This window comes from Klebsiella sp. BIGb0149 (assembly GCF_004362605.1).
Taxonomy (GTDB): Bacteria; Pseudomonadota; Gammaproteobacteria; order Enterobacterales; family Enterobacteriaceae; genus Klebsiella; species Klebsiella terrigena.
On record NZ_SNYG01000001.1, the window covers coordinates 1,349,948 to 1,375,704 of the forward strand.

At 59.1% G+C, this 25,757-nt stretch carries 23 protein-coding genes; 9 read left to right on the forward strand and 14 right to left on the reverse strand.

Annotation, left to right across the window (positions count from 1 at the left end; translation table 11 throughout):
- The first annotated feature begins 41 nt into the window (after positions 1 to 41).
- Positions 42 to 1,661, forward strand: coding sequence for a peptide ABC transporter substrate-binding protein (locus EDF75_RS06455; RefSeq protein ID WP_133597869.1), 1,620 nt, complete (start codon positions 42 to 44; stop codon positions 1,659 to 1,661).
- 93 nt (positions 1,662 to 1,754) lie between these two features.
- Here the strand turns inward: EDF75_RS06455 and EDF75_RS06460 are convergent, their stop codons facing one another.
- The 5 genes from EDF75_RS06460 to EDF75_RS06470 all read right to left on the reverse strand — a co-directional run bounded on the left by EDF75_RS06460 (position 1,755) and on the right by EDF75_RS06470 (position 4,748).
- Positions 1,755 to 2,327, reverse strand: a complete 573-nt coding sequence (locus EDF75_RS06460) for a DJ-1/PfpI family protein (RefSeq protein WP_045855100.1) — start codon at positions 2,325 to 2,327, stop codon at positions 1,755 to 1,757.
- 590 nt (positions 2,328 to 2,917) lie between these two features.
- Entirely contained in the window at positions 2,918 to 3,013 is a 96-nt protein-coding gene (locus tag EDF75_RS27555) for a YnaM/YnfT family protein (RefSeq protein WP_353853576.1), read from the reverse strand.
- Between the two features lie 276 nt (positions 3,014 to 3,289).
- On the reverse strand, positions 3,290 to 3,415 hold the full coding sequence (locus EDF75_RS27045) for a small membrane protein (protein WP_370461149.1): 126 nt from the start codon (positions 3,413 to 3,415) through the stop codon (positions 3,290 to 3,292).
- Positions 3,416 to 4,150: 735 nt separating this feature from the next.
- Positions 4,151 to 4,396 (reverse strand): DinI family protein, encoded by a 246-nt coding sequence (locus tag EDF75_RS06465; protein ID WP_041145229.1) that lies wholly within the window; start codon positions 4,394 to 4,396, stop codon positions 4,151 to 4,153.
- 157 nt (positions 4,397 to 4,553) lie between these two features.
- Positions 4,554 to 4,748, reverse strand: coding sequence for a hypothetical protein (locus EDF75_RS06470; protein ID WP_133597871.1), 195 nt, complete (start codon positions 4,746 to 4,748; stop codon positions 4,554 to 4,556).
- Between the two features lie 276 nt (positions 4,749 to 5,024).
- On the opposite strand from EDF75_RS06470, the gene umuD reads away from it, so the two are divergent.
- Positions 5,025 to 5,462, forward strand: a complete 438-nt coding sequence (gene umuD, locus EDF75_RS06475; protein WP_133597873.1) for a translesion error-prone DNA polymerase V autoproteolytic subunit — start codon at positions 5,025 to 5,027, stop codon at positions 5,460 to 5,462.
- The gene (gene umuC, locus EDF75_RS06480) at positions 5,446 to 6,708 is read left to right on the forward strand and encodes a translesion error-prone DNA polymerase V subunit UmuC (RefSeq protein ID WP_133597875.1); all 1,263 of its coding nucleotides are present in this window, start codon (positions 5,446 to 5,448) and stop codon (positions 6,706 to 6,708) included. The genes umuD and umuC overlap by 17 nt, the downstream gene beginning before the upstream one ends.
- Here umuC and mhpA read toward each other — a convergent pair.
- From mhpA to EDF75_RS06495, 3 genes are read right to left on the reverse strand one after another with little or no spacing between them, the layout of a single operon-like run.
- On the reverse strand, positions 6,681 to 8,294 hold the full coding sequence (gene mhpA, locus EDF75_RS06485) for a bifunctional 3-(3-hydroxy-phenyl)propionate/3-hydroxycinnamic acid hydroxylase MhpA (RefSeq protein ID WP_133597877.1): 1,614 nt from the start codon (positions 8,292 to 8,294) through the stop codon (positions 6,681 to 6,683). The genes umuC and mhpA overlap by 28 nt on opposite strands.
- A gap of 43 nt (positions 8,295 to 8,337) precedes the next feature.
- Positions 8,338 to 9,240: a VOC family protein gene (locus tag EDF75_RS06490; RefSeq protein WP_133597879.1), complete on the reverse strand. Its 903-nt coding sequence runs from the start codon at positions 9,238 to 9,240 to the stop codon at positions 8,338 to 8,340.
- A 41-nt stretch (positions 9,241 to 9,281) separates the two neighbouring features.
- Entirely contained in the window at positions 9,282 to 10,115 is an 834-nt protein-coding gene (locus tag EDF75_RS06495) for a fumarylacetoacetate hydrolase family protein (protein ID WP_133597881.1), read from the reverse strand.
- A 173-nt stretch (positions 10,116 to 10,288) separates the two neighbouring features.
- Here EDF75_RS06495 and EDF75_RS06500 point away from each other — a divergent pair, with 173 nt between their 5' ends.
- Positions 10,289 to 10,954 (forward strand): GntR family transcriptional regulator, encoded by a 666-nt coding sequence (locus EDF75_RS06500; protein WP_200851434.1) that lies wholly within the window; start codon positions 10,289 to 10,291, stop codon positions 10,952 to 10,954.
- A 52-nt stretch (positions 10,955 to 11,006) separates the two neighbouring features.
- Here EDF75_RS06500 and EDF75_RS06505 read toward each other — a convergent pair whose 3' ends face one another.
- The 3 genes from EDF75_RS06505 to EDF75_RS06515 form a co-directional block, all read right to left on the reverse strand.
- Entirely contained in the window at positions 11,007 to 12,089 is a 1,083-nt protein-coding gene (locus EDF75_RS06505) for an oxidoreductase (RefSeq protein ID WP_133597883.1), read from the reverse strand.
- A gap of 13 nt (positions 12,090 to 12,102) precedes the next feature.
- On the reverse strand, positions 12,103 to 12,849 hold the full coding sequence (locus tag EDF75_RS06510) for a DeoR/GlpR family DNA-binding transcription regulator (RefSeq protein WP_133597885.1): 747 nt from the start codon (positions 12,847 to 12,849) through the stop codon (positions 12,103 to 12,105).
- Positions 12,850 to 13,062: 213 nt separating this feature from the next.
- Positions 13,063 to 14,133, reverse strand: coding sequence for a YncE family protein (locus EDF75_RS06515; RefSeq protein ID WP_133597887.1), 1,071 nt, complete (start codon positions 14,131 to 14,133; stop codon positions 13,063 to 13,065).
- A gap of 434 nt (positions 14,134 to 14,567) precedes the next feature.
- On the opposite strand from EDF75_RS06515, the gene fhuE reads away from it, so the two are divergent.
- The gene (fhuE, locus tag EDF75_RS06520) at positions 14,568 to 16,754 is read left to right on the forward strand and encodes a ferric-rhodotorulic acid/ferric-coprogen receptor FhuE (protein WP_133597889.1); all 2,187 of its coding nucleotides are present in this window, start codon (positions 14,568 to 14,570) and stop codon (positions 16,752 to 16,754) included.
- A gap of 47 nt (positions 16,755 to 16,801) precedes the next feature.
- Here fhuE and EDF75_RS06525 read toward each other — a convergent pair whose 3' ends face one another.
- The 3 genes from EDF75_RS06525 to EDF75_RS06535 are packed head-to-tail and all read right to left on the reverse strand — an operon-like array spanning position 16,802 to position 21,221.
- Positions 16,802 to 18,619 (reverse strand): ABC transporter ATP-binding protein, encoded by a 1,818-nt coding sequence (locus EDF75_RS06525; protein WP_133597891.1) that lies wholly within the window; start codon positions 18,617 to 18,619, stop codon positions 16,802 to 16,804.
- A 3-nt stretch (positions 18,620 to 18,622) separates the two neighbouring features.
- On the reverse strand, positions 18,623 to 20,074 hold the full coding sequence (locus EDF75_RS06530) for a M81 family metallopeptidase (RefSeq protein ID WP_133597893.1): 1,452 nt from the start codon (positions 20,072 to 20,074) through the stop codon (positions 18,623 to 18,625).
- A 10-nt stretch (positions 20,075 to 20,084) separates the two neighbouring features.
- The gene (locus EDF75_RS06535; protein ID WP_133597895.1) at positions 20,085 to 21,221 is read right to left on the reverse strand and encodes an ROK family transcriptional regulator; all 1,137 of its coding nucleotides are present in this window, start codon (positions 21,219 to 21,221) and stop codon (positions 20,085 to 20,087) included.
- A 231-nt stretch (positions 21,222 to 21,452) separates the two neighbouring features.
- On the opposite strand from EDF75_RS06535, the gene EDF75_RS06540 reads away from it, so the two are divergent.
- The 4 genes from EDF75_RS06540 to EDF75_RS06555 are packed head-to-tail and all read left to right on the forward strand — an operon-like array spanning position 21,453 to position 25,745.
- Positions 21,453 to 22,985 (forward strand): ABC transporter substrate-binding protein, encoded by a 1,533-nt coding sequence (locus EDF75_RS06540; protein ID WP_166646126.1) that lies wholly within the window; start codon positions 21,453 to 21,455, stop codon positions 22,983 to 22,985.
- Between the two features lie 24 nt (positions 22,986 to 23,009).
- Positions 23,010 to 23,930, forward strand: a complete 921-nt coding sequence (locus EDF75_RS06545; protein WP_133597897.1) for an ABC transporter permease — start codon at positions 23,010 to 23,012, stop codon at positions 23,928 to 23,930.
- Between the two features lies 1 nt (position 23,931).
- On the forward strand, positions 23,932 to 24,792 hold the full coding sequence (locus EDF75_RS06550; RefSeq protein ID WP_041145240.1) for an ABC transporter permease: 861 nt from the start codon (positions 23,932 to 23,934) through the stop codon (positions 24,790 to 24,792).
- Positions 24,789 to 25,745 (forward strand): ROK family protein, encoded by a 957-nt coding sequence (locus EDF75_RS06555; protein ID WP_133597899.1) that lies wholly within the window; start codon positions 24,789 to 24,791, stop codon positions 25,743 to 25,745. Before EDF75_RS06550 ends, EDF75_RS06555 begins: the two co-directional genes overlap by 4 nt.
- The last annotated feature ends 12 nt before the right edge of the window (positions 25,746 to 25,757 follow it).

The following is a 25,757-nucleotide window of genomic DNA, read 5'->3' on the forward strand; positions in this document are numbered from 1 at the left end:
TCTTCTGCCAGCTCTGGTTTTTTTATTTTAAAGGGGATCTTATGAAGTATCCTGTCACATTGACATGCGGCGCGCTGTGGTTAGCCAGCGTTTCATCTCTGGCCTGGGCGGCGGATGTCCCTCCGGGTACCGTCTTAGCCGAGAAACAGGTACTGGTACGGCACATTAAAGATGAGCCGGCCTCATTAGATCCCGCCAAAGCCGTGGGCTTGCCGGAAATTCAGGTGATCCGCGATCTTTTTGAAGGTTTAGTCAACCAGGACGCCAAGGGCAACCTTATTCCCGGCGTTGCGACCCGCTGGCAGAGCAACGATAACCGGACCTGGACCTTTACCCTGCGCGATAACGCCCGCTGGTCGGACGGTACCCCGGTTACGGCGCAGGACTTCGTCTACAGCTGGCAGCGCCTGGTTGACCCGAAAACGACGTCACCCTTTGCCTGGTTCGCCGCGCTGGCAGGCATCACGAATGCGCAAAATATTATCGACGGTAAGGCCGCGGTGGATACGCTGGGGGTTACCGCCGTAGATGCGCGCACGCTGCGGGTGCAGCTGGATAAGCCGCTGCCGTGGTTCAGTAATCTGACGGCCAGCTTCGCGTTTTATCCGGTGCAGAAAGCGAACGTCGAGAGCGGCGCTAACTGGACGCGTCCGGGCAGCCTTATCGGCAACGGGGCCTACGTGTTAAAAGACCGGGTGGTCAACGAAAAGCTGGTTGTCGTGCCTAACAGCCACTATTGGGATAATGGCAAAACGGTTATCCAGCAGGTGACCTTTGTGCCGATTAACCAGGAGTCGTCGGCGACCAAGCGCTACCTGGCCGGGGATATCGATATCACTGAGTCCTTCCCGAAAAACCTGTACCAAAAATTGCTGAAAGATATTCCGGGACAGGTGTACACCCCGCCGCAGCTGGGAACCTACTACTACGCCTTTAACACGCAGAAGGGACCGACCGCCGACGAGCGCGTGCGCCTGGCGCTGAGCCTGACCATCGACCGCCGCCTGATGGCGGAAAAAGTGCTGGGAACCGGCGAAAAGCCGGCCTGGCACTTCACCCCGGACGTGACGGCAGGGTTTACGCCGCAGCCTTCGCAGGCGGAGAGCATGAGCCAGGCCGAGCTGAACGCACAGGCCAAGGCGCTGCTGCAGGCGGCGGGCTATGGCCCTGGCCGTCCGCTGCAGCTGACGCTGCTGTATAACACTTCGGAAAACCACCAGAAGATTGCCATCGCGGTGGCGTCAATGTGGAAGAAAAACCTCGGCGTCGACGTCAAGCTACAGAATCAGGAGTGGAAAACGTATATCGATAGCCGAAACACCGGTAATTTCGACGTGATTCGCGCCTCGTGGGTGGGGGACTACAACGAGCCTTCCACCTTCCTGTCGCTGCTGACCTCGACCCATAGCGGTAATATCTCCCGCTTTAACGATCCGACCTACGACAAGATCTTAGCCCAGGCGGCGCAGGAGACGTCGGATAAGGCGCGCAACGATGATTACAACGCAGCGGAAAAGATAATCATGGCCAAAGCGCCCATTGCGCCAATTTATCAGTACACCAACGGACGTTTGATTAAGCCGTGGCTGAAGGGCTATCCGATTACCAACCCGGAAGATGTTGCCTATAGCCGGACAATGTATATCGTCAAGCACCCGTAGTTCGTTATCCCATCGTGATTCGGTAATGGCGCGGTTTTCCACGCCATTACCGCCTGCCAGCGGCCTTCGCCCGCTTTGACGTGTCGGTTCAACCTATTGCTGCTGCAGCACTTCGGCAAATTTCGCCAGCCACTGCGGGTGTGCGGGCCAGGCGGGAGCGGTGACCAGGTTGCCGTCAACGTGCGCCTGATCGATACCGATGTCGGCATAGTGTCCGCCGCTGAGCCGAACTTCCGGAGCACAGGCCGGATAGGCGCTGCAGGTACGTCCTTTTAGCACGCCGGCCGCGGCCAGCAGCTGCGGGCCGTGGCAAACGGCGGCAATCGGCTTGCCCGCGCGGTCAAACGCCTGCACCAGCTTGAGCACCTCCTCATTCAGGCGCAGATATTCAGGCGCTCGTCCGCCGGGGATCAGCAGCGCGTCGTAATCTTGTTCTTTCGCTGCGGAAAAGTCGGCGTTAAGAACAAAGCGGTGGCCGGGTTTTTCGCTATAGGTCTGGGCACCGTCAAAATCGTGGATCGCCGTCATGATGTAGTCACCTTTGGTTTTATCGGGGCACACCGCGTCAACCTGATGACCAATCATCTGCAATGCCTGAAACGGCACCATCGTTTCGTAATCTTCGGCGTAGTCGCCCACCAGCATCAGAATCTTCTTGCTCACCATCATCACTCCTGTACGCATAAAGGTGTCTAAGATATAGCCTGGTGGAAGAGGGAATGCGAACCGTCAATCTCCGTCCTGGGAGCTTCATTCCATCCGGCGACGGCTGATTTCTGACCTGTTGCTTGCGGATGCGACATTTCGTCATTTATTCGCCATACAATTGTAATGAAAACGATTGCTTACTGGTTTTATATGGTTCTTAATGTTACCCATAACATTGAGTGATAGATAAAAGGGACGTTGTGAACGTTGCTGAAACTGGTGCCACCCTGTTATGGCTTGTCGGTGTTATCGTGGTTATTTTTGCCATCGATATTAAATTTAAGCGTAAGTATCGGCGTAAGCGGAAGAAGAAGTAGGTATGCCGGCCGTCTCCTCGGCCAGCGCGTCAGCGCCTCCGGGTGACGGCCCGGGGAGAGGTTACGGCAGCGGAAGAGAGAGTCGGGCACCCGCGGCGGTAAAGCGCTTCTGCAAAGGAGAGGGTTCTGCAAAGAAGAGGGCGGCGCTACGGAAAAACGATAATCGCTGACGTGCGGTATGTAGGATCAGCGACAGGGAGTCCGGAGATTTGACGATGGCCCGAAGAGCAATCAGAACTCGTCGGGGTTATTGGATACAGCGATTCCAACTTTTGCCAGACTCAATACGAACAGACTAAGCACGGCAAGCGTTGTTACAACAATCATAAGTGTGGTCACAGCAGTCTCGATAGTTTAATACAGACGGTAATCAGACTGCGTACCTGAGCAATAGTTCCGCAAATAAACAGAACCCGTTCGGGATGCGATGGCCTGACGTGATGCAATAATATATTTCTCGCTTCCCCAAGCCTGGGTACAGCTCAGTAATTCTGGCTATTTAAGCTATTTCAAATAGATACTGTTAAGGACGGTCCCTGCGCTCGCCCGGCTGCGTAGGTTAAAGGGACTCAACGCGTGCTCGTCCCCCTAACGTTGTTGCCGCTAGCGTCTTTTCTTGAAGGTAAACTTTTGTTTCTTGCGATCTCTTATATACGAAATAAGAGAAAAAACAGCGACCAGGAGCAGTGCGACCGCCAGTGCTAAAAAGAGTAAATTCGCCATACGCATTTATTCCCCGAGAAATTTATGGATATTCTTGCTTTTATGCGAAGAAATTTACTCTCGCCTTAAGAAAAATCCTAATGAAATATTTTTCATAGTTATCAAAAAAGCTTTTTTAATGATGTTTGTGAATGAATTATGGGTTTTAATATCGATGTGTGCGCGGCGGTGTAGCATAATATTTCAATTAATCGCCGCTATTTTGCTTAAAGATGCTGGGGAGAATTTGGGCCGTTCGCGCCAAAAGAGAGCATTATCCGTGCCGTTTTCATGAACTAACTGACTGAAACAATTTAGAAACATTGGCGCCCCTCGGATGAAAAGCGCAGCGGAGGGAAAAAGGGCCGCAGGCGGTAACGCCTGCGCTACCTGCCGGCCGTTGCCTGAATCTTTTGCGGCAAACCAGCCTATAAAAAATGGCTATGGACACGACGGGAGTCATTCCTCAGCCGCGATGGTCAGGATAGTCTGCAGTGGGTTTCATTTTATTAAGGTTGTGAATATAAAATTACGTAATATTCAGGGGGCAGTTGGTGTCTGGTGTTGGTGGTGCAGCTTGTTTCCCTGGCCGCGGATAAATTTAAGTCTGGTGAACAGGAGACCATATTTAAACGGCCGGCGGGCAGCGCCGGTGGCCGGGGAAAATATTTGCAGGGCAAATTGCTATCCAGGGAACCGTATTGGGTAATGCTAACGCCGGCCCCTGAAAAAACGCTGTTGATATCAACGCGGCGGCCTGGCTTATTCGTCTGCGGTCATCCACATATCCGCTTCTTCAAACATCTCCTGAACGGCGCGGCTGATCTGCTCCTTTTCATGCTTGCTGGCATCCGTATTGATTGCGGGCAGCGTCATCATCGGCTTAACGCGAACGTCGGCCTCAGGAAAAATGCGGTGAATACGTTTGGTGAGTTCAGCCATAATGGTCTCTCTGGCCCCGGCTAACCCTTCAAAATTTCTTTTGTCATAAACCAGTTCTACAAACATGCTTTGGCTCCTGTAACGGTAGGCAGTAGTTATACTGTTTTTTTGTACAGTGTCAAGGCGAGAGGAAGAACAGCGTGCGTTTTCCGCCTCGCCAGCCGGCCAGCACAGGGCATGTACGTAATAAGCGGTGGTTGGGTATTCAGCGACTGAACGACCGTTAATCGACGTTGTTAAAATAGTCTCGCGCAGCCGCCTCGACGTTCTTCGCGTCAATGCCCGTTTTTTCAGTAATCAGCTCGATGAACTGCCTGAACTTGTCGGTCATTACGTTGCCGCCATCCCAGTGGGCAACGTAGAAACGGCACTGATAGCGATAAAAGTGGAGGGTGGTATCTCCTAACGTGTAGTACATAAGAATCTCCCGTTCAGTATGTCGGACGAATCGCCATAGTTTGGGGTTATGGTACCTCACCATAACGCGCTGCTTGCAGCATCTATCCTGCTACGAATCGCGTGAGATTGCCAGAGACGCGTTATTTTTAGCGCCGCCGGGCGCGGCGAGCCGCAGCATCCGTCTAAATATTGCCGAACTTCAAGGCCTTCGCGATAACGGAGCATAAGCGGCTTGATTAACCCGGATGATTTATAAATACTGTATATAAACACAGTAATTATTCCAGGTGAGTTTATGTTGACGTTCTACAAGCCGGTTGAGCTGTCGCCACGGTTTTTGGTGCCGCTGTTTCGCGATCTTGTTCCCTGCGGATTTCCCAGCCCGGCCCAGGACTATGTCGAAGATACCCTTGATTTGAATAAGCTGGCCATCAGGCACCCAAACGCGACCTACTTTGTCAGGGTGAGCGGTGATTCAATGACGGGGGCCGGGATTGATGATGGCGACCTGCTGGTGGTCGATCGCTCGCTGACCGCGGAACATGGCGATATTGTGATTGCTGCCGTAGCCGGCGAGTTTACCGTCAAGGAGCTGCAAACCCGGCCTGTCCTTCAGCTTATACCGCGTAACCTCAGCTATTCCCCCGTGGTCTGCCAGCCGGGAGAGGAGCTACAAATATTCGGCGTGGTCACCTTCAGCTTAAAATCACACCGACATGTTCGCGCTTGTTGATGTCAACAGCTTCTACGCCTCCTGCGAAACCGTTTTCCGGCCAGACCTGCAGGGAAAAGCGGTGGTGGTGGTGTCAAATAACGATGGCTGTATTATTTCACGCTCGCCGCAGGCAAGGGCGCTGGGTATCCCCATGGCGGCGCCTTATTTCAAAATTAAAGACGATCTGCAGCGTTTGCAGGTGGCGGTTTTTAGCTCGAACTACGCGCTTTATGCCGATCTCAGCCACCGGGTGATGATGACGCTAACGGAGATGGCGCCGGCGATTGAAATCTACTCCATCGATGAGGCCTTCGTTAATTTAGCCGGTATCTCCAGCTATATGCCGCTTGAGACCTTCGGCCAGCAAATGCGCGCTCGGGTCCTGAAGCATACCGGACTCACGGTTGGGGTTGGCATCGCGCCGACTAAAACGCTCGCTAAACTGGCGAATTTCGCGGCTAAAACGTGGAGCAAAACCGGCGGCGTGGTCGAATTATCGAATCACGATCGCCAGCGTAAGCTGCTTGCTCTGGTGCCGGTGCATGAAGTTTGGGGCGTGGGCCGTCGGATCGCAAAAAAGCTGGAGCTGATGGGCATCGAAAACGCGCTGCAGCTTGCCGACAGTTCTACCTGGGTGATGCGTAAACACTTTAACGTCGTGCTGGAGCGTACGGTGCGTGAGCTGCGGGGGGAATCCTGCCTGCTGACGGATGAGTTTGCGCCGACCAAACAGCAGATTATCTGTAGCCGTTCGTTTGGCCACCGTATTACCCAATATAGCGATATGCATCAGGCGGTTTGCGCCTATGCTGAACGTGCGGCGGAAAAGCTCAGGATAGAGAAGCAGTACTGCCGCGCGGTTAGCGTCTTTATGCGGACCAGCCCGCACGCCGAAAATGAAGCCTTCTACGCTCCCCAGGCCAGCGGTCGGCTGGCAACGCCCTCCGACGATACCCGGGACATTATTCGCGTCGCTATCCACGCGCTGGACAGAGTGTGGAAGGACGGCTTTCGCTATATGAAAGCCGGTATCATGCTGGGTGATTTCTTTAGCCAGGGCGTGGCGCAGCTCAACCTGTTCGATGAATATCAGCCGCAGGCGAACAGCGCCGCGCTGATGCAGGTGGTGGATAGCCTGAATCGCTCGGGGCGCGGCAGCGTGTGGTTTGCCGGGCAGGGCATTCAAAAAAGCTGGGCGATGAAGCGTGAGATGCTATCGCCCGGCTATACGACCCGCTACGCCGATTTGCCCGTCGTCAAATAGGCCGCCCGGGCATTCACTTCGCTACCAACGAGCTGCTGCTGCAGCGCGCTGAGCAGCCCGGCAATATTTTCCGCAGATGACACGGCGCCGTAAATATAGAAGTCCGGGCGCATTAATACGGCGTTAACCTGATGACGGCACATAAACTCCCGGTATTTACCGGAGACATCCTCCCAGTACCTGGGAGAATTTGCGCTATCGGCAATCACTATCACCTCGCCGCCGATCTGCGCCATCGCGCGGCGGGCGAAATCGAGCAGGGTGCGCGTTGCCACGGCTTCGCTGAGAATCAAATGAAACCCTCGCCCCATCGCATCATCGAAGCGCTGAGTCTGGCCTCCGCGCCGCAGCGAGCCGTGGACAAAAAGCTCGCCGCTGAGTAAAGAAGAGGAGTGTGGCTGCAGGTAAATCAGCCCTCCTTTTAGCCCCGGGAAAGGCGGGAGAGGGGGAACATCCCCGCGAAGATAGGCCCTGTCGCGGGTCTCTGCCTGCTCCGCGTCTGAAACGCAGACTACGCGCCCCATCGCGATAGAGGCCTCGATCACCGCCTGGATCTGCGGCCTGCGCTCGATCGTATAATCATCCAGCAGCTCATCGGAACTGGCACCCCGCAGTACGCGATCGAGGCGCCAGCTTAAATTCCAGACGTCGCGCAGGCCGGAGCACATACCCTGGCCCATAAACGGCGGCATCAGGTGGGCGGCGTCGCCGGCCAGCAGGACCCGGCCCTGCCGCCACGTGTCGGCAATACGTGAACGGAACTGATACACCGCGTGGCGCACCAGATCCACGTTCTCCGGCGTGGCCCACGGCTGCAGCAGCTGCCAGACCTTGTCCGTTGACTGCAGCTCGTGCAGCGCCTCGTGCGGCAGGCGCATAAACTCCCAGCGGCGGCAGCCGGGGCCTCCCGGCACCATGGTCGTCGGCCGCTGCGGATTGCACCACTGGGCAGCTTCCGGGACGTCGAGCGTCACGCCCGGGCGCGGCTTGACGTCAACCACCAGCCAGTCTTCGGCAAAACCTAAATCAAGCCATTCAATGCCGCAGGCCTGACGGATGGTGCTGTTCGCCCCATCGGCGCCGATAATATAGCGGGCCTGCACTCGCTGGCATGCCGCGTCCGGGTTATCGCGATCCGCGGTGCGTACCATCAGCAGCTCGCCGGATTCGGGATGCTGCTTTAACTGCTTCACTTCCCAGCCATGCTGCACGTGCACGTTGCCTAACGTCTTCACGTGCTTATCAAAAATGGCCTCCAGCTCCGGCTGATTGAAAAAATAGCCAAAGGGCCCGTCGCTGATCGATTCTGACGCCCAGTCAACTTCCACTAACATTTCCCAGCGGGCGTTGAACCACTGATAAAGAGAAGAGGGATGGGAAATGGCCGCCACGTCCTCTTCAAGACTCAGCATGCGCAGCATTCGACGGATCTCGTGATCGTGGAAAACGGCGCGCGGCAGAGGGTAGAGCGTCTCCCAGCGTTCAAAAACCGCCACCTGATAACCCTGCCGTCCCATAATGAGCGATAACAGTTGACCGACCGGCCCGTAGCCGACGATCGCAATATCGTACATAGTGTTATTCATAACGTTTGCCTGTATTCGTGACGGGAGCCGCCTGATGGCGGATTTACGCTTCGCTGTTATGGATAAAGTCGGGCGGGACATCAGGGCCCCATAGGTAGAGCGAGCTCTCCGGCGGAAAATCGCCCGCCGGCCAGCTGGCGTTGGCGCTGATAAAATCAATATCCGCCGAGTACTCAAAAAACGATCCCCACGGATCGCGGACGTAGTGGAAATAGTTTGAGCCGAGGCAGTGCCGACCTGTTCCCCAGCCGGCCTTATAGCCGGCGGCGGCCATCTGGGATGCGCCGTTGCCGACATCATCAATGCTGTCAACTTCCCAGGCCGCATGATGAAAGCCTTTGCTCGAGCTTTTGGCGAACGCCACCAGATGGTGATCGCAGCCGTGGCGGGCGTGCATAAAGGCGATAATGTCCTGCGAAAAATCAGACAAATTCAGCCCCAGCGCCTGCTGATAAAAGCGAATAGCGCGCGGCACGTCCGGTGAGAAAAGCAGCACGTGTGACAGCCGGTGAGGCCTGATTTTTTTGACCGCATCGCGGGTGACCGTGCCGCGCGTATCGGCTGACTTCGACTGGAAAGGCACCACCCGGCGGGTATCCGGGATCGTCTTTTTGCCGGGCCTGACGTTCAACAGGTTGCCGTCGGGATCGCTGAACCAGAAGCCGGTATCGTCAACAAACTCGGGTTCGCCGCCGCTCGCGCGCACCTGGCGGATCAGGGCGTCATAATCCTGCTCGAAGCATAAGAAGCTGATGTAGGCCAGCGACTTGCGTTCGGCCGGTAAAATTTTGGCCCAGGTATGCCCGTCGGCGGCGGCCAGCTGCAGGCCCTCCGCCGTGCTGCGGGTCGTCAGGCCAAAATGGTCATAAAAAAACGCGGCTTCCTCTAATGAAGGGACAAACAGCGCAAAGTGATCGATGGAGTGAACACCACGTAGTTCCGTCATCATTCCTCCCGGTTATGTAGGGTACGTCGGGTAACGTTAGGTTATTTTTCTAAAACCACGGGATTGCGCAGCGTGCCGACCTGCTCCACGCTCACCTCGACAACATCGCCCGCCTGCAGATAGCGCTTTGGATTCATCCCGAAACCGACGCCTGCCGGCGTGCCGGTAACAATCACATCCCCAGCCTCGAGGGTGATGGCCTGGCTCAGCGTGGCGATAAGCGTCGCGACGTCAAACAGCATGTCGCTGGTGTTGGCCGACTGTACTACCCGGCCGTTTACCCGCGTTTCCAGCAGCAGACCGCGGGCGCCGGGAGGGAGTTCATCGGCGGTGACTAAATCGGGGCCGAAGGCGCCGGTATCGTCAAAGTTTTTGCCGACCGTCCACTGCGGAGTCAGAAACTGATACTCCCGCACGGAAGCGTCGTTAAACAGCGCGTAGCCGGCGACGCACTCCAGCGCGTGCTGAGGGCTGATATAACGCCCACCGCTTTTGAGGATCACCGCCAGTTCGCCCTCATAATCGAGGGTGTCGGAAAGCCGGGGCAGGACGATAGGCTGGTTATGCGCCAGCAGGCTGCTGTTAAAGCGCGGGAAGACCGTCGGGTAATCCGGCTGAGCGTAGGGCGATTCGCTGGTGTGGTCGGCGTAGTTCAGGCCCACGCAGATAATTTTCCCCGGGCGGGTCAGTACCGGCAGGTAGCTATCTTCCTCCGGCACGACGGTTTCGCCCTGCGCCTCTTTGCCGTACTTCCTCAGGTCGACGCCGCGGCCGAGCAGGGATTCCAGCGGTTCTTCACCCAAGATTTTGACGCCTTCCGCGGTGCGCACGCCGAGAGTCGCCCGCTGCCGATGAGTAAAATACACGTAACGCATAGGTCATTTCCTGTAGTGGTTGTGAGTAGTTAGTTGCAGGCTAATGGCAATAAAATATATGATCAATAAAAAATATATATTTTTAAGGATTAAGTTCTATTGTGTGATCTGTATATAATTTTGCCATTCAGCGCGGCCTGCGGGCTGCCGTATCCCTATAGCGAGTCGATGAGATGAATGAAAAACGTACGATGGCGTCACGGCTGGAAGAGCGAGTGCGGCGGGATATCATCAACGGCAAGCTGAAGCCCGGGAGCAAAATGCGCCTGAAGGCGCTATCCGAGCACTATGACGCCGGGGTTATTCCGCTGCGTGAAGCGCTGTCGCGCCTGGCGACCACCGGGTTTGTTGCGGCTGTCGATCAGAAAGGTTTTAGCGTGCGCCGCGTTTCGGCCCCGGAGCTGCGCGATATCACCCTGACTCGCCTGCACATTGAGTGTAAAGCCCTGGAACTCTCGATCCTTAATGCCGACATCGACTGGGAAAGCCGGCTGATTGCCGCCCATCACCGTATGGAACGCCACGACATGCGCGATCCGCAAAGCCAGCAGCTGGACCCGGCGTGGGAAGAGGCGCACGAGGCATTTCACTCGGCGCTGCTCGCCAACTGCGGCTCGCCGTGGCTGCTGCACTTTGTCGATACCCTCTGCGATCAGACGCTGCGCTACCGCGCGCTGGCGGTGGAGTCGCCGGTCAGCCAGGGGCGCGACGTGGCGCTGGAGCATCGCCAGCTGCTGCAGGCCGCGTTGGATCGCAATATCGCGCTGGCGACGTCGCTGCTTACCGCGCATTATTTGAAAACGATGGAGATCGTGCTGGAAAACGAAGCCCTGGGCTGAAGCCGGGGGAAGGGCATGACCTGCGTAGCCGCAGGCCATGTTTATACGAGGATTACCTCAGCGCGGCCAGCTCGTCGGCGGTGAGCGCTAACGTCTGCAGCGTGCCGGTTTCTGCGGAGAGAACGGCGGCCTCCAGCACGGCCATCACGGCGAGCGCCTGCAGCGGCTGCACCGGGTTTTCAATCTTGCCGGTGAGCGCATCGCGCACGCTGATGTAGTACTGACGCTGATCGCCCTGCGGCGCACCCACTTCCTGAACCTGCGATTGCGCGTCGAAAATGCTCAGGCTATCGTCATCCTGGCCCCAGCCTGCGCTGCCGGGAATGACGCCCGCCAGCAGCTGGCTCTCCTGCTGGTCGGCTTTCTGTTTGACCGCGCTGCCCTGATCACCGTGAACGGTAAAGCGCGCGCTGCCGCCGGCGACCAGCATGCTGCAGTGCAGAATGACCTTATGCTGAGGGTAATTTAAGACCACGTGCGCCCAGTCATTGATCTCCGCGCCCTGACGCAGGGTGGCGATGTTGCCCTGCACCGACTGCGGCAGGCCGAACAGCTGCAGGGCCTGATCGATCAGGTGCGGGCCTAAATCAAACCACAGGCCGCTGCCCGGCACGTTCTGCTCTCTCCAGCGCACGCGAACTTCCGGGCGGAAGCGGTCGAAATGCGACTCAAAGTGCTTCACGTTGCCAATAAGCCCCTGCTCAATAACCTGCTTGATCCCGAGGAAGTCGCTGTCCCAGCGGCGGTTGTGGAACACCGAGAGCAGCAGCTGCTTCTCCTGCGCCAGGGCGATAAGTTCGCGAGCTTCCTGCATATCGAGGGTAAAAGGTTTATCAACGACCACGTGCTTGCCGGCGTTTAGCGCCAGTTTGGCGAGCGGGGCGTGCGTGGCGTTAGGGGAGGCGATCACCACGAGATCGATATCCGGATGCCGGATCGCCTCTTCGGGTGAGGCGATGACGGTAACATCGGGAATATCACGCTTAACCTTTTCTTCATCGCGAGAAGCGACGACGGCCAGCTTCAGGCCGTCAATCGAGCGGATCAGCGGCGCATGGAAGGTTTTGCCCACGAACCCATAACCGATCAGCGCAATATTAATGTTCTTACCGTCACCGGCGATAACTTTGTTCATTATTCTCTCCACGTTATTGAGCGTCAGCAATGTTGATGCGCGTTGAAATGTCGTCCCCGGCGTCTTCCCAGGCCGTATCTAAAAATAGCTGATGAATTTCTGCTAATCCGGCGACCTGATAAGGCTCGCAGTGGTTCAGCTTCATATGGTCGGCAACCAGCCAGCACTCGGCACTGGCCGCCAGCATGGCGCGCTTGATCTCGGCGTCGGCCTCCTGGCTGGCGCTTAAGCCCAGCTGCGCATGCAGCGCGCAGGCGCCGAGAATGGCGATATCAGCCCGATAGCGCGCGAGCAGCGCGAGGGTGGCGCTGCCGGCAAACAGGCGCTGCTGCATATCCCACCTGCCGCCGAGCAGGATCAGCTGAATATCCGCCCGGTCGCTGAAGTGCTGGGCGATGTCTAAAGAGGTGGTGATGACGGTCATCGGCCCCTTGATGTGGCTGGCGACGGCCAGCACGGTGCTGCCGGCGTCTAAAAAGATCGTCGAGCCGGCGGGGATTTTCTCCGCCACCATTTTGCCCAGCCGCTGTTTGGTCTTCGGCAGCAGGGCGTTTCTGCCCTGGCGGTTCATCGCCGACAGGTCGAGGGCGATAGCGCCGCCGTGATTTTTTTGCGCCAGCCCCTGCTTTTGCAGGTCGGTCAGGTCGCGGCGAACGGTGTCCGCGGAAACCTGCAGCCTGTCGACCAGCTCGCTGATGCTGACCTGGCCATTTTCGCTAATGATATCCAGGAGGTATTTTTGTCTGGCGGTTTTGTGCACGGCTTTCAATCCTGCAAATTGCTGCAATAAATCGCATAATACAGCATTTTGCGGCAAAAGAAATCCCGCGCCGGCTAAAGCGATGAAGCGTGAAGAGGGGAGGCGCCGCCATCCCTGGCGGCCGGTGTTGTTTTTCGGGCTTCGGGGCGCTGATTGCGGCGAAGACCCGGCGTTTCTTTACCAGGCCCGGGTCGCGCGCGGCGCGGCGAAAACTCAGTTGAGCTTAATGCGGGCAACGCTGTCCGGGCCCTTGGTGGAATTATCCTCATTGAAATCCTGCTTGATGCTGACGTAAAGAGTGTCCTGATCAGGGGAGAGCAGCAGGCTGTTCGGATGGCTGGCGAACGACCAGGCGTTCTTCAGCGCATAGGTGGTGGCATCCAGCTGGAGCACCTTCTTCGATTCGCGCTGGCTGATATAAATCTCGTTGCGCTTCGCGCTGAACTTTATACCCAGCGCATCGCCGTCGATACGCTTGATCACCTTACCCGTACGCTCATCAAAGACCAGCGTCGCTTTGGCCTTAGAATCATCGGTGACAAACAGGCGCCCGGTGGCCGGATCTTCCGCCAGATTGAGGAACAGGTACTCTTTGCCGTCGCCCGGCGTCCAGCGCTGCTCAATTTTGTGGCTGGCCGGGTTAATCACCAGAATTTCACCGCCGCCGTTTGCCGCATAAATGCGATCGGTGTGCGGGGAGTAGATAAGCCCCGTCACCCACTTCCCGGCGTTATCAATGCGCCCCTTGAGGGTCATGGTTTGCGCATCCACGATGGAGATAAAACCCGGATCGGCCACGCGGCCAATAAACAGCTGGTTATTGTGGAACAGCACTTCACGGGCGCCGATAGGGTCGCCGTCCTTATCCTGACCGACGAACATCAGGCGCTGTAGCACCTTACCGCTTTGCGCATCCACTTTGGATACCCCGCCGTCCAGCGAGTTGGTGGTGTAGAACGCCTTGCCGTCATCCGCGACCACCATGCCGAAGTTCTTCAAATCGGTATGGGTTTCCGTCCGGGTGGCCAGCGTAGTGGGGTCCAGACGGTAGATCATGCCGCCGTTAACCGCTTTAAATCCCTGGGCGCTGGCGACAACGAGCGCGCTCTGCGCCGGTAAATAGGCCATCTCGTACAAACCATCCCCCAGCGTCCGCTGGCTTAACGACGCCGGCGCTTTGGCGGGCGGCGAGGCCTCGGCCGAAGCCTGCCATGCCGTCAGGGTTAACGCGGAGAGAAGCGCAGCGCACAGCGCTGATTTACGCGGGCCAAACAACGATTTCATTCTGAACCCCATCATTGGATAAAGCACTCCCGCCGGGCAAACCGCAGCGGAAACGTAAAAAAACAAGAATGAGAATCATAATCATTTATGCTGCGGGAGCAAATCATCCCGGCCTCAGGTGCGGCCCTGAGCGCCCGAACCGGCACGAGGATCGCCGACGACGCGGCTATTTTCGCGTTCGTTTCCGCACAGCCCGGCGGCAGATCCGCTTCGCGATGGCGCCAGGTCTTTGATTTACAAAAAGTATACACTTGCTTACATTTAACTGACAAAATAGCCTGCGATAAATAAGGCAAATAATTATTATTCCCATTCTCATTTATTGTTTTCTCGCGCCGTATGCCGTCATCAACCTGATGGCAAAGCGCAGTTTTTCAGCGCGGCGGCGGGCGAGATAACGCCACTCACAATAATAATTCCTGATGGGAAAATTTATGTTTTTCAACGACAGGGGCACGGGCGGCAGGCTGCCGGCACAGCGTTTATCTAAACCATTTACCGTTTCACTGCTGGCGCTGGCGATCCAGGCCTTTGCCCACCCCGCGCAGGCGGCGGAGAAGGATGAAGACGCGGCGACCGGGACGCAGCAGGATATGGTGGTCTACGGCAGCGCGGGAAATGCGCCCGAGGAGCAGCAGGACTACGCGGCCAAAACCACCCGTGCGGGGACGAAGATGCTGCTGGCTCCCCGCGATGTGCCGCAGTCGGTCACGATTGTGACCCAGCAGCGCATGAAGGATCAAAATCTGCAGACCATCGACGATGTGCTGACCAACGCGACCGGCGTCTCCTCGCAGCAGATCGACAGCGAGCGTTCGTATTACTATTCGCGAGGGTTTGAAGTCACCAGCTTCGCCTACGACGATATCCCCACCTCGCTTGGCGATGCCTGGAACTACGGCGATGCGCAGGAAGATACCGCTATTTACGATCGCATCGAAGTGGTTCGCGGCGCCACCGGCCTGATGACCGGCGCGGGCGACCCCGGCGCCACGGTGAATATGGTGCGTAAAAAGGCGGACAGCAAAACCCTGACCGGGAACGTGAGCGCCAGCTACGGCAGCTGGAATAAGCAGCGCTACGTGGGCGACCTGTCGGCTCCGCTCAATGCCGACGGCAGCGTGCGTGGGCGGGTGATTGCCGGCTATCAGGATCAGGATAGCTGGCTGGACCGCTACCATAAGAGCAAAAAGTTTCTCTACGGCGTCGTGGATGCCGACCTGACGGATAGCACCCACGTATCGCTGGGCTGGGACTATCAGAAGTCGAATACCGGCAATCCGACGTGGGGCGGGCTCCCCAGCCTGTATAGCGACGGTTCGCGGACCCACTACGACCGCAGCACCAACACCGCGGCGGACTGGACGCGCTACGCGATTGAATCCCGCAAGGTATTTGCCAGCCTGACGCAGGAGTGGGATAACGGCTGGTCATTCCGCTTCAACGGCACCCACGGCGAGCAGACGCTGAACGACACGCTGCTGTATGTGATGGGGAATCCCGATGCCGATACCGGCGAAGGGGCCAGCGGCTGGGGAAGCAAGGATCGCGGCAAGCGAACCCTCGACTCCTTCGACGCCTACGCCAGCGGGCCGTTTGAGCTGCTGGGGCGCCAGCATCAGCTGATGGCCGGCGCCGGCTACAGCCGCCAGCATAACGCCAGCTTTAGCCAGGACGGGCCGATGGATAGCGAGCAGATCGGCGTCTTTAATAACGGCTGGAACGGCAGCGTGGCGCAGCCGGAGTGGGGCGACTGGTATCTGAATGCGGATGATATCGTGCGGCAGAAATCGGCCTATACCGCCGCCCGGTTCTCGCTCGCCGACCCGCTATCGCTGATCCTCGGCGCGCGCTACACCCAGTACAGCGCCAACGGCAGCAGCGGTGATATGCGTAAATACAACGTCACGCCGTACGGCGGCGTGGTGTACGACATCACCGAGAGCCTGTCGGCATACGCCAGCTATACCTCAATCTTCTCCCCGCAGACCAAGCGTTCGGCGGACGGCGGATGGCTGGCGCCGATAACCGGGAAGAACTACGAATCCGGGCTGAAGGCCGACTGGCTGGATAGCCGGCTGACCACCAGCTTCGCCATTTTCCGCATTGAGCAGGAGAATGCGCCCGAGGCGGTAAGCGGCGAGTTCGTTAACGGCTCCAGCGAGCAGGCCTACCGCGCGGCGAAGGGCGCGGTCAGCAAAGGGGCGGAGCTGGAGGTTAACGGCGCGGTCAGCGACAACATGCAGCTGACCTTCAGCGCCACGCGCTACGTCGCCACCGACAGCAGCGGCCGCTATAACAGCTTTGCGCCGCAAACCCAGCTCAAGCTCTTCACGCGCTATCGTATCCCGGCGCTGCCTGAGCTAACCGTCGGCGGCGGGGCAACCTGGCAGAATCGGGTCTACAAAGACGTCAGCGGGCCGGACGGCGAAACGCAGCGCCTGTATCAGGGCAGCTACCCGCTGGTGAGCCTGTTCACGCAGTATCAGCTGACGAAACAGCTTAGCGTGCAGGCCAATATCAACAACCTCTTCGATCGTGAATATTACTCCTACCTCGATGATTCCGCGGTGTACGGGGAGCCGCGCAGCGTTTCGCTGAGCATGAACTACAGGTTCTGATTACCGCTCCCGCAGGCGCCTCGCAAGAGGGCCTGCGGGCAGGGAGGCTAGCGCATTACCCAGTGCTGGGGGCCAACCTGTTCATAGGTGCGGGCGGGGGGCTGCCAGACCTTATCGCGAAACGGCGTCGGCAGCTCGTCGTTACCGCCTTCGCGCAGCAGATGGCGGCGCGCGGGATCGGTCTTCGGAATTGCCGCGATCAGCTTTTGCGTATACGGGTGCTGAGGGTGGGTGAAAATCGCCTGACGCGGACCAATTTCAACGATTTCGCCGAGATACATCACCGCCACCCGGTGGCTGATGCGCTCGATAACCGCCATGTCGTGCGAAATAAACAGAAAGGCGATCTGCATGGTGCGCTGCAGTTCGATGATTAAGTTGACCACCTGCGCCTTCACCGACACGTCCAGCGCCGACACCGACTCATCGGCAATAATCACCTTCGGGTTCATCGCCAGCGCTCGGGCGATGCAGATACGCTGACGCTGGCCGCCGGAGAACTCGTGCGGATAGCGGTTCAGCACCGACACGCTCATCCCGACCTTTTCAATCAGCTCCTGCGAGCGCGCGAGCGCCTGCTGGCGCGTGGCCAGCCCGTTTTCCAGCAGCGGCTCGATCAGCGTTTCCTGGATCTTTAGCCGCGGGTTGAGGCTGGCAAAGGGATCCTGGAAAATCATCTGCATATCCTGACGCAGGCGCTTTTGCTGCGCCCGGTCGGCCTGCAGGACGCTGTAGCCATTGAGCGTCACGTCGCCGGACTGCGCCTGAATCATGCGGATCAGGCTGCGCCCGGTGGTTGATTTTCCGCAGCCCGATTCGCCCACCAGCGAGAGCGTCTCTCCCGGCCACAAATCGAAGCTGACGTTCTCCACGGCGTGAATATGGCCGGCCAGCTGGTTGAAAAAACCGCGCTTAACCGGGAAGCGGGTCACCAGATTCTTTACCGACAGCACCGGCGGCTGCGAGCGGTCGGGCAGCGCGGCCTCGGGCGGATAGCGCCGGGTTTCGCCGGTCTGCAAATCCACCGACGGAAACCGGCACGGGGCGCTAACGGCCGCCATTTCACCGGCCGCCGGCACCGAGGCCAGCAGCGCGCGGGTGTAGGGCTGCCGGGGGGCGGAAAACAGCCCCGGGGTTGGCGCGCACTCCACCGCATCGCCGCGGAACATCACCAGCGTATGATCCGCGGTTTCCGCCACCACGCCCATGTCGTGAGTAATAAACAGCACAGCGGTATTATTTTCCGCCTGCAGCGTTTTAATCAGATCGAGAATCTGCCCCTGAATCGTCACGTCGAGGGCGGTGGTCGGCTCGTCGGCAATCAGCAGCTTAGGCCTGAGGGCCAGCGCCATCGCAATCATGGCGCGCTGGCGCATGCCGCCGGAAAACTGATGCGGATACTCGTCGTAGCGCTGCGCGGCGTGGGGAATTCGGACCTTCTCCAGCAGGGCAATGGCCTGGCGCTTCGCTTCGCGTTTAGATAATCCCTGGTGATGAATAAAGACTTCGGCGATTTGATGCCCGATGGTAAAGGCGGGATTGAGGCTGGTCATCGGCTCCTGGAAAATCATCGCCACCTCGGCGCCGCGGATGCGGCGCATCTCCTCCTCCGGCAGCGCCAGCAGCGACCTGCCGCCGAGGCACACGCTGCCCTCCGTGCGGCTGTTGCGCGATGACAGCAGGCGCATAATCGCCATCGCGGTGACGCTTTTCCCCGAACCCGATTCGCCGACAATGGCCAGCGTTTCGCCCGGATTAAGGGTAAAGCTGATATTACGCACCACTTTCTGCCAGCTGTCGCCGCGGCGAAACGAGACCGACAGATTATCTACACTCAGCACCGGAGAAGGCGTCGGGGTATTCATCAATCAGCACTCCCCGGCAAAAGGGGCTCTGGCGGAAACGAACGCCTGCGGCGTGAACTCAAGCGTGCCGGTGAACGGCCAGGTCGGGGTGAGCATCCGCCGGCGCGGCACGCGCTCGATATCCTGATCGACCACCCCTTCGGAAAGGGCCATCAGGTTGGGGTTGGCCAGCGGCGCCAGCTCCGGCGACAGATAGCCCGATTTGACCACCAGAATCTGCACCCGGCGCGGGTCCAGGCCGAGCGCGCTAAAATCGGCGAGATCGTGATAGGGGCGACGACGGTCGGCAACCACCACGGTGATGCCGGCCACCTGCAAAACGGCCTGGTTAGCGCTACCGTGCGCGCCCGCGGGCAGAAGATGCTTCACGGTAAAGAGTGCGCTGACGCTTTCGCCAGCCGGGTCAAGCTGCGCGCCAACGGTCAGCTCAAGCTCTGCGCCAACGCCGGCGCGAAACGCGGCCTGGGTCGCCGGGGCATCGGCAATGCCTGCCACCAGGGTATTGCCGGCATGCTGGCGCAGAAGCTCGGCCAGCACGTCGCCGCGATCGCCCACGCCGCCGCCGGTGGGGTTATCGCCGGAGTCCGCCAGAATAACCGGCGCCGTCGGGCTGGCGATGGCCTCCTTCACGCACTCCGCCACGCTGCCGGTGCGGCAGCCGAAGACAAACTCCTCGCGCGCGTCCCAGTAGGACTGCGCCAGCTTCTCCGCCTGCTGTTTCAGCACCTTCAGATCGGTGCCGGTAAAAATGGCGGCGGCGGTGGCGCGCGGTTCATCGGCCCAGACGTAGCCCACCATCAGCGAGCTATCGAGCACGCCGGGGAGACGATCGCTTGCCGGCAGGGTGGCGTAGAGGCTTTTCGCCGGCTCATCTTCGGTGCTGGTGCGCTCGCCGGGGAGCATCACCGGCACCGGCGCCCAGACCACCCCGGGCCGTACGCCGGTGGTGATGCTGTTGACCAGCATGGTGACGGAGCGGCGCATGGTCTCTTCAACGTCAATATGCGGCGCGGTACGGTAGGTTGAGTACATATCAATGGCGTCGATAATGCGCTGGGTCACGTTGCCGTGCAGATCGTAGCTAACGGCTATCGGGCAGGCGTCGCCGACGCAGGCCCGGGCGGCGGCGATCCAGTCGCCTTCGGCATCTTCCAGCCCTTCAACGTACATCGCGCCGTGCATCGCCAGATAGAGGCCATCAACGGGCAGCGCCGCCTGCAGGCGGGTCAGAAACTCGGTCTTAAAGCTCTCATAGGCGGCACGCGCGACCGGGCCGCCGGGAATGGCGCGGGCGTGCAGGGTGGGCAGAAAGGTCGCCGGATAGTCCTTGAGAAACTGAAAGTAGGGCGCCGCCAGCAGCGCGTCACCTTCGACCGTGCGAAATTCGTCCTCGTGGGTCAGTACCGGATTGAAGGTGCTGCATTCAATGTGTATTCCGCCAACGGCAATGCGCATAGGGACCTCGTTAATATTCAGGAAATAAAACGTGAGTAAGGGCCACGCTTGCGGCAGCAAGCGCCCAGCTGTCCTGCTCGAGCGGCCGGTAGATGAGCGGCGTTTTCCCCGCCATGCCGGGGAGCAGATAGGTTTCAATGGCCTGCTGCATCACGGTATTGAGCAGCCCCTGGAAGCTATCTGGCTGATGCGCCAGCATGATCGCCGCCGGATCGTGGGTCTGAATCTGATGGGAGATAGCCATCCCAAGCGCGTCGCCGGCCTGGTGCAGGATATGGATCGCCCCGGAGTGTCCTTTGCGGGCCAGCGCCTCGAGTTCGGCGAGGCTGCTGGCCTCGATGCCCTCCATGCGCGCCTGTTCAAAGATGGCGGTCAGGGAGGCCACGGTGTCGAGGCAGCCGCGCTTCCCGCAGCGGCAAGGCTTACCCGCCGGCACGATTGTGCAGTGGGCGATTTCCCCGGCGCCGCCGTGGGCGCCGCGCCAGATGCGCCCGTAAATCACCGCCGCGCTGCCGATGCCGCTGCCGTGGGAGATAGCGACCGCGCTTTCGTACTTGCGCAGATGGCCAAAGGTCTTCTCGTAGGTCGCCAGGGCGCGGGTATCGTTTTCGATAACCACCGGGATCCCGCCGGTGGCGCGACTCAGCAGCTCCGCCAGCGGAACCTGATGCCAGCCCAGCAGCGCGGACTGCACGCAAACCGACTGGGCGGCGTCAACGAAGGCGGAGAGCGCAAAGCCGATGCCGGCCAGGCGCTGGCGGTTAACGGCCGCGCTGCTGAGCAGGTCGGCAATTTCCGACGCCAGCTGCTGGATCAGCGCCGGGATCTCGACCTCGGGAGTGAGATGGCGCTCGGCCATCTTTTCGCCGATGCCGTTCATCAGCACCACCACCAGCTGATGGTCGATCAGGGAGATACCGATGGCACAGGCGGCATCAGGGGAAAGTGACAGGGTAACCGAAGGCCGCCCCTGGCCGCTGGAGGCGGCCATCGCGCTCTCCTGCAGGACGCCTGCCGCCAGCAGCTCTTTGACCAGCGCGCCGATGGCCGGCTTGCTCATGCCGGTCAGGCGGGCGAGGTCGGCCCGGCTTGCCCCCTCTTCGCTGCAGACCAGATGAACCAGTTGTTGTTGGAGTTTGTTCAGCATAGTGCCCCGATCCTTCGCTTTTTTTTGAACATAGTGGCGACCTGCTGATTTAGCAATCAGTTTTTTCACAAAAGTAACTAAGTGATCGCATATAAGTTAAATTTATTACCTAATTAAGCGCTAATGGTGGCTAATATCACATTTAAAGAATTTTGTTATGTGTAAAAACAAAACTTAATAGCAACATAATGACCACAACTGGCGAAATAACATACGGGCAGGGGTTGAGCGATGAAGGTATTGATGAGCAAATATCGACTTGCCGTTCTGGCAGGCGTTCTGGCGGTAGGCAATATCACGGCGCTGCAGGCGGCGACGCTGAATGTGATGCAAAATGAAGCGCCGCGCAGCATGGATCCCGGCGACCAGACGGCGACCTTCACCGATACGGTCCTCAAGCCGATGTATGAAGGGCTGGTCGATCTCTCCCCCGATTATAAAATCACCCCCGCGCTGGCCACGGCCTGGCAGGTGAGCGAGGACGGCAAGGTCTGGACCTTCACGCTGCGCAAGAACGTCACCTTCCATGACGGTACGCCGTTTAACGCCGACGCGGTGGTGGCCAATATCCAGCGCCATATCGATCCCAAAGGCAGCCTGGCCGCCAGCTCGAGGATGCGCAACGTGATTGCGTCGGTGAAAAAAATTGACGACGGCAGCGTCGAAATTACGCTGAAAAAAGTCTACCCCTCGTTCCTCAATTTACTCACCGGCGGTGCGGCGAAAATGGTCAGCCCGGCGGCGGACAAAGCCGGCACCATTGGCCGCAAAGCGGACGGAACCGGCCCCTATATGCTGCAGGAATATAAAACCGGGGAGTATGTTTTAGAGAAAAAGAACCCGCATTACTGGGGAGAAAGCGGCGGCCCGGAGCAAATCAAATGGACCTGGAGCTCGGAGCCTTCGGTGATGAATATGGCGCTGCTCTCCGGCCAGGTTGACGTGATTAACCCGGTGCCGCCGCAGTTCGGTATGCAGCTGAAAAGCAACCCGCAGGTGAAGCTGGAGCAGGGCGAGGGCGCGTCGGTATTCTGGGTGGCGCTCAACGTTGAGCAGAAACCGCTCAACGACGTCCGCGTGCGCCAGGCGCTGAATCTGGCGACGGATAAAGACGCCCTGCTGAAGGCGGTGATGTTCGGCTACGCCTCCGCCGCTAACTCGCCGCTGGCGCCGGTGAATGAGGGCTACGATAAGTCGCTCAACGAATACGCTTACAGTATCGACAAAGCCAGGGCGCTGCTCAAGGATGCCGGCTATCCGCAGGGATTTGACATCAACATCGCCGTACAGGGGCCGGACGCCCGGACCGCGCAAATCCTGCAGGCGATGTGGGGCAAGGTGGGGGTTAAGCTGAATATTCAGCAGATGGAAAGCGGCGTCTGGAGCAAGGCCGCCTTCGCGCCGGCGGCTGAAAAGCTGGCGAACCGCACCGATTCCGTGCTTGCCTCCTGGTCCTCCGGCCTCAACGGATCCGATTTACAGCTGCGTCCGCTGTACTACTCCCAGAGCGCCGCGCCGGTTGGCGCCAACCTCGGCTTCTATAAAAATCCGACCCTCGACGATCTGCTGGACAAAGCGGCGACCACCATGGATGACAAGGCGCGCATCGCCGATTACGTGCAGGCGCAGAAAGTCATCATGCAGGATGCGCCGCACGTGATGCTCTACTTCCAGGACGATCTCTACGCCACCCGCGCGGATATCAAAGGCGTGCGGATGGAGCCGGGCGGCGAAATTATCGTTATCAACGCGCAGAAGCCATAAAGCAGGGGCCTGACTGGAGTCGTTATGAAAGCCTACGTCATCAAAAAACTGCTTTCCTTACCGCTTATCCTGCTCGGCGCATCGCTGATCGTCTTTTTGGCGATCAGGATGCTCCCCGGCGATCCTGCGCGGCTGATGGCCGGCCCGCAGGCGACCCAGGACGACGTGAGCCGAATGCACTCCCGCCTCGGGCTTGACGATCCGCTGGCGCTGCAGTACGGGCGCTTTGTGGTCGGGATGCTCAAAGGCGACTTCGGCATTTCGCTAAAATCGGGGCAGCCGGTCTCCTCCGAGCTCGGCGAGCGGGCGCCCTATACCCTCGGCCTCGCGCTGCTGGCGTGGCTGATGGCGGTGGTGCTCGGCATTCCGATGGGGATGTGCGCGGCGATTTATCGCAATCATGCCGCCGATCACGCCCTGATGCTGATCGCGATTGCCGGCGCCTCAATCGCCAACTTCTGGCTGGCCCTGATCGCGATGGACACCTTCTCGGTGAAGCTGGGCTGGCTGCCGCTCCTGGGGGCTGAGGGCTGGAAAAGCTATATTCTGCCCTCGGTGTGCCTCGGTATTTTCCCGATGGCGGTGATGTCGCGTATGACCCGCTCGAGCATGGTGGACGTGCTCGGTGAAGACTATATTCGCACCGCCAGGGCCAAAGGACTGGCGCCGTTCTACGTCTACTTTAAGCATGCCTTACGCAATGCCCTCATCCCCATCGTGACCATTATTGCGCTCAACTTTGGCAGCCTGATCGGCGGAGCGGTGGTGACGGAGTCGGTATTTAACTGGCCGGGCATCGGACGTTACCTGGTGGATTCCGTGCGCTATCGCGATTATCCGGTTATTCAGGGCGTGACGATGATAACGGTCGCCAGCGTGGTGGTGATGAATCTGGTGGGCGAAATGATTATCGCCAGAATCAACCCGAAAATAAGGTTTGATTAATATGTCTGAAATCTCACTCGCCAAATCGCGCAATGGCCTGATGAACGGCCTGCGCTGGGGAATAGACCATCCGTCGATCGCCATTGGCGGTTTTATCGTGGCCTTAATTGTTCTCGGCGCGCTCTTTGCGCCGTGGCTGAGCCACTACGATCCCTATGACCAGGATCTGCTCAATATTCTCTCCGCGCCTTCGGCGGAACACTGGCTGGGCACCGACGACTACGGGCGCGATATTTTTTCCCGCATCATATACGGCGCGCGGATCTCCCTTATCGAGGTGGTGGTCAGCGTGGCGCTGTCGCTGGCGATGGGGCTGCCGCTGGGCATTATGGCGGCGCTGTGCGGCAAAAGCGTTGACCACATCATTATGTGGATTATGGATGTGATTTTCGCCTTTCCCGGGATCGTACTGGCTATTTTGCTGGTGAGCGTGCTGGGGGCGGGGCTGATAAACATGCTGCTGGCGATCGCCATTTTCTCGGTGCCGGTATACGCCCGTCTGAGCCGCAACCTGACGCTGGGCATTAAAAATATGGAGTATATGGAAGCGGCGCGCGCGCTGGGGATCGGCTACCGGCGGCAGATTATTCACTATATTCTGCGCAACACGCTGGGGCCGATTACCGTGCAGGCCACCCTGACCGGCGGTTCGGTGATTCTGGCCGCCGCCTCGCTGTCGTTTTTGGGCATGGGGGTGCAGCCGCCGATGCCGGAGTGGGGCACGATGATGAGCGACGGGCGCAACTTCCTCGGGATCAGCCTCGGGATCTCGCTGTGGCCGGGGCTGGCTATCGTCCTTTCGGTTCTCGGATTTAATATTCTCGGCGACGGCCTGCGCGACCTGCTGGACACTCGCCTATGAACGCGCGGGTGCTCTGTCTCGATATTGGCGGTTCGTTTATCAAAAGCGCGATCTCCGAAACCGCGGGCGCTATCGGCGATATCCGCCAGCGCCCCGTTCCCACCGGCAGCTGGGGCGATTTTTCTGCCGCGATTGGCGATATCATTGCCGGCTATGGCGACAGGCTATCGGCAGAAAGCCCGCTGGCGCTCTCCTGCGCCGGGGTGGTGGATGTTGCTACCGATCGCATTCTCTCCAGCAACGTGCCGCCTTTTCAGGGCGTCAGCGTGACCCGGACCCTTAGCGCGGAGCTGCGGCGTCCGGCGGTGATGGCCAATGACGCCGACTGCTTTACCCTCGCGGAAGCGAGCAGCGGCGCGGCGCAGGGGTTTCCGGTGGTGCTGGGGATTATTCTCGGCAGCGGCATCGGCGGCGGCATCGCGATTCATGGCAATATTCTTTACGGTAATCAGGGGATCAGCGCCGAGTGGGGTCACGCGCCAATTGTGCAGACCACGCTGAAGGTGGGCGAGCATAGCCTGAGCCTGCCGCGCCTGCCCTGCGGCTGCGGGCAGACTGGGTGCCTCGACACCTTAGGCGGGGCGAGGGGCATTGAGCGGCTGCATCATATCCTGAGCGGCCGGTCGCTGAGCAGCCGGGAGATTGTTGCCCAGGGTTTGGCGGGCCGCGAACCGCAGGCCCTGACCCTCGCCGCGTGGCTGGAGGTGGTGAGCGAGCCGCTGGCCCACGCGGTCAATATTCTCGGGCCGCACCGAATCGTGGCCGGCGGGGGCATGGCGAGCGAGGAGGCGCTGATTGGCCGCCTTGACGAGGCCCTGCGGCGTAAGATTTTGCTGAAAACCGCGCGGCCGCTGATCGTTGCGGGCCGCCACGCGAGCGACGGCGGCCTTATCGGCGCCAGCATTCTCGGGCAGCGGCTTTTATCAGCGAATTCAGCACCCTGCTTGTTTTAGCCCTTGCTTAAC

Bases quoted from the DNA above. Each gene is read 5' to 3' on its own strand.
- mhpA (WP_133597877.1), bottom strand. From the start codon at position 8,294: ATGAATAACACTATGTACGATATTGCGATCGTCGGCTACGGGCCGGTC.
- EDF75_RS06460 (WP_045855100.1), bottom strand. From the start codon at position 2,327: ATGGTGAGCAAGAAGATTCTGATGCTGGTGGGCGACTACGCCGAAGAT.
- fhuE (WP_133597889.1), top strand. From the start codon at position 14,568: ATGTTTTTCAACGACAGGGGCACGGGCGGCAGGCTGCCGGCACAGCGT.
- EDF75_RS06530 (WP_133597893.1), bottom strand. From the start codon at position 20,074: ATGCGCATTGCCGTTGGCGGAATACACATTGAATGCAGCACCTTCAAT.
- EDF75_RS27555 (WP_353853576.1), bottom strand. From the start codon at position 3,013: ATGATTGTTGTAACAACGCTTGCCGTGCTTAGTCTGTTCGTATTGAGT.
- EDF75_RS06495 (WP_133597881.1), bottom strand. From the start codon at position 10,115: ATGCGTTACGTGTATTTTACTCATCGGCAGCGGGCGACTCTCGGCGTG.
- EDF75_RS06470 (WP_133597871.1), bottom strand. From the start codon at position 4,748: ATGTACTACACGTTAGGAGATACCACCCTCCACTTTTATCGCTATCAG.
- EDF75_RS06465 (WP_041145229.1), bottom strand. From the start codon at position 4,396: ATGTTTGTAGAACTGGTTTATGACAAAAGAAATTTTGAAGGGTTAGCC.
- umuC (WP_133597875.1), top strand. From the start codon at position 5,446: ATGTTCGCGCTTGTTGATGTCAACAGCTTCTACGCCTCCTGCGAAACC.
- EDF75_RS27045 (WP_370461149.1), bottom strand. From the start codon at position 3,415: ATGCGTATGGCGAATTTACTCTTTTTAGCACTGGCGGTCGCACTGCTC.
- EDF75_RS06525 (WP_133597891.1), bottom strand. From the start codon at position 18,619: ATGAATACCCCGACGCCTTCTCCGGTGCTGAGTGTAGATAATCTGTCG.
- EDF75_RS06535 (WP_133597895.1), bottom strand. From the start codon at position 21,221: ATGCTGAACAAACTCCAACAACAACTGGTTCATCTGGTCTGCAGCGAA.
- EDF75_RS06555 (WP_133597899.1), top strand. From the start codon at position 24,789: ATGAACGCGCGGGTGCTCTGTCTCGATATTGGCGGTTCGTTTATCAAA.
- EDF75_RS06490 (WP_133597879.1), bottom strand. From the start codon at position 9,240: ATGACGGAACTACGTGGTGTTCACTCCATCGATCACTTTGCGCTGTTT.
- EDF75_RS06505 (WP_133597883.1), bottom strand. From the start codon at position 12,089: ATGAACAAAGTTATCGCCGGTGACGGTAAGAACATTAATATTGCGCTG.
- EDF75_RS06550 (WP_041145240.1), top strand. From the start codon at position 23,932: ATGTCTGAAATCTCACTCGCCAAATCGCGCAATGGCCTGATGAACGGC.
- umuD (WP_133597873.1), top strand. From the start codon at position 5,025: ATGTTGACGTTCTACAAGCCGGTTGAGCTGTCGCCACGGTTTTTGGTG.
- EDF75_RS06545 (WP_133597897.1), top strand. From the start codon at position 23,010: ATGAAAGCCTACGTCATCAAAAAACTGCTTTCCTTACCGCTTATCCTG.
- EDF75_RS06540 (WP_166646126.1), top strand. From the start codon at position 21,453: ATGAAGGTATTGATGAGCAAATATCGACTTGCCGTTCTGGCAGGCGTT.
- EDF75_RS06455 (WP_133597869.1), top strand. From the start codon at position 42: ATGAAGTATCCTGTCACATTGACATGCGGCGCGCTGTGGTTAGCCAGC.
- EDF75_RS06515 (WP_133597887.1), bottom strand. From the start codon at position 14,133: ATGAAATCGTTGTTTGGCCCGCGTAAATCAGCGCTGTGCGCTGCGCTT.
- EDF75_RS06500 (WP_200851434.1), top strand. From the start codon at position 10,289: ATGAATGAAAAACGTACGATGGCGTCACGGCTGGAAGAGCGAGTGCGG.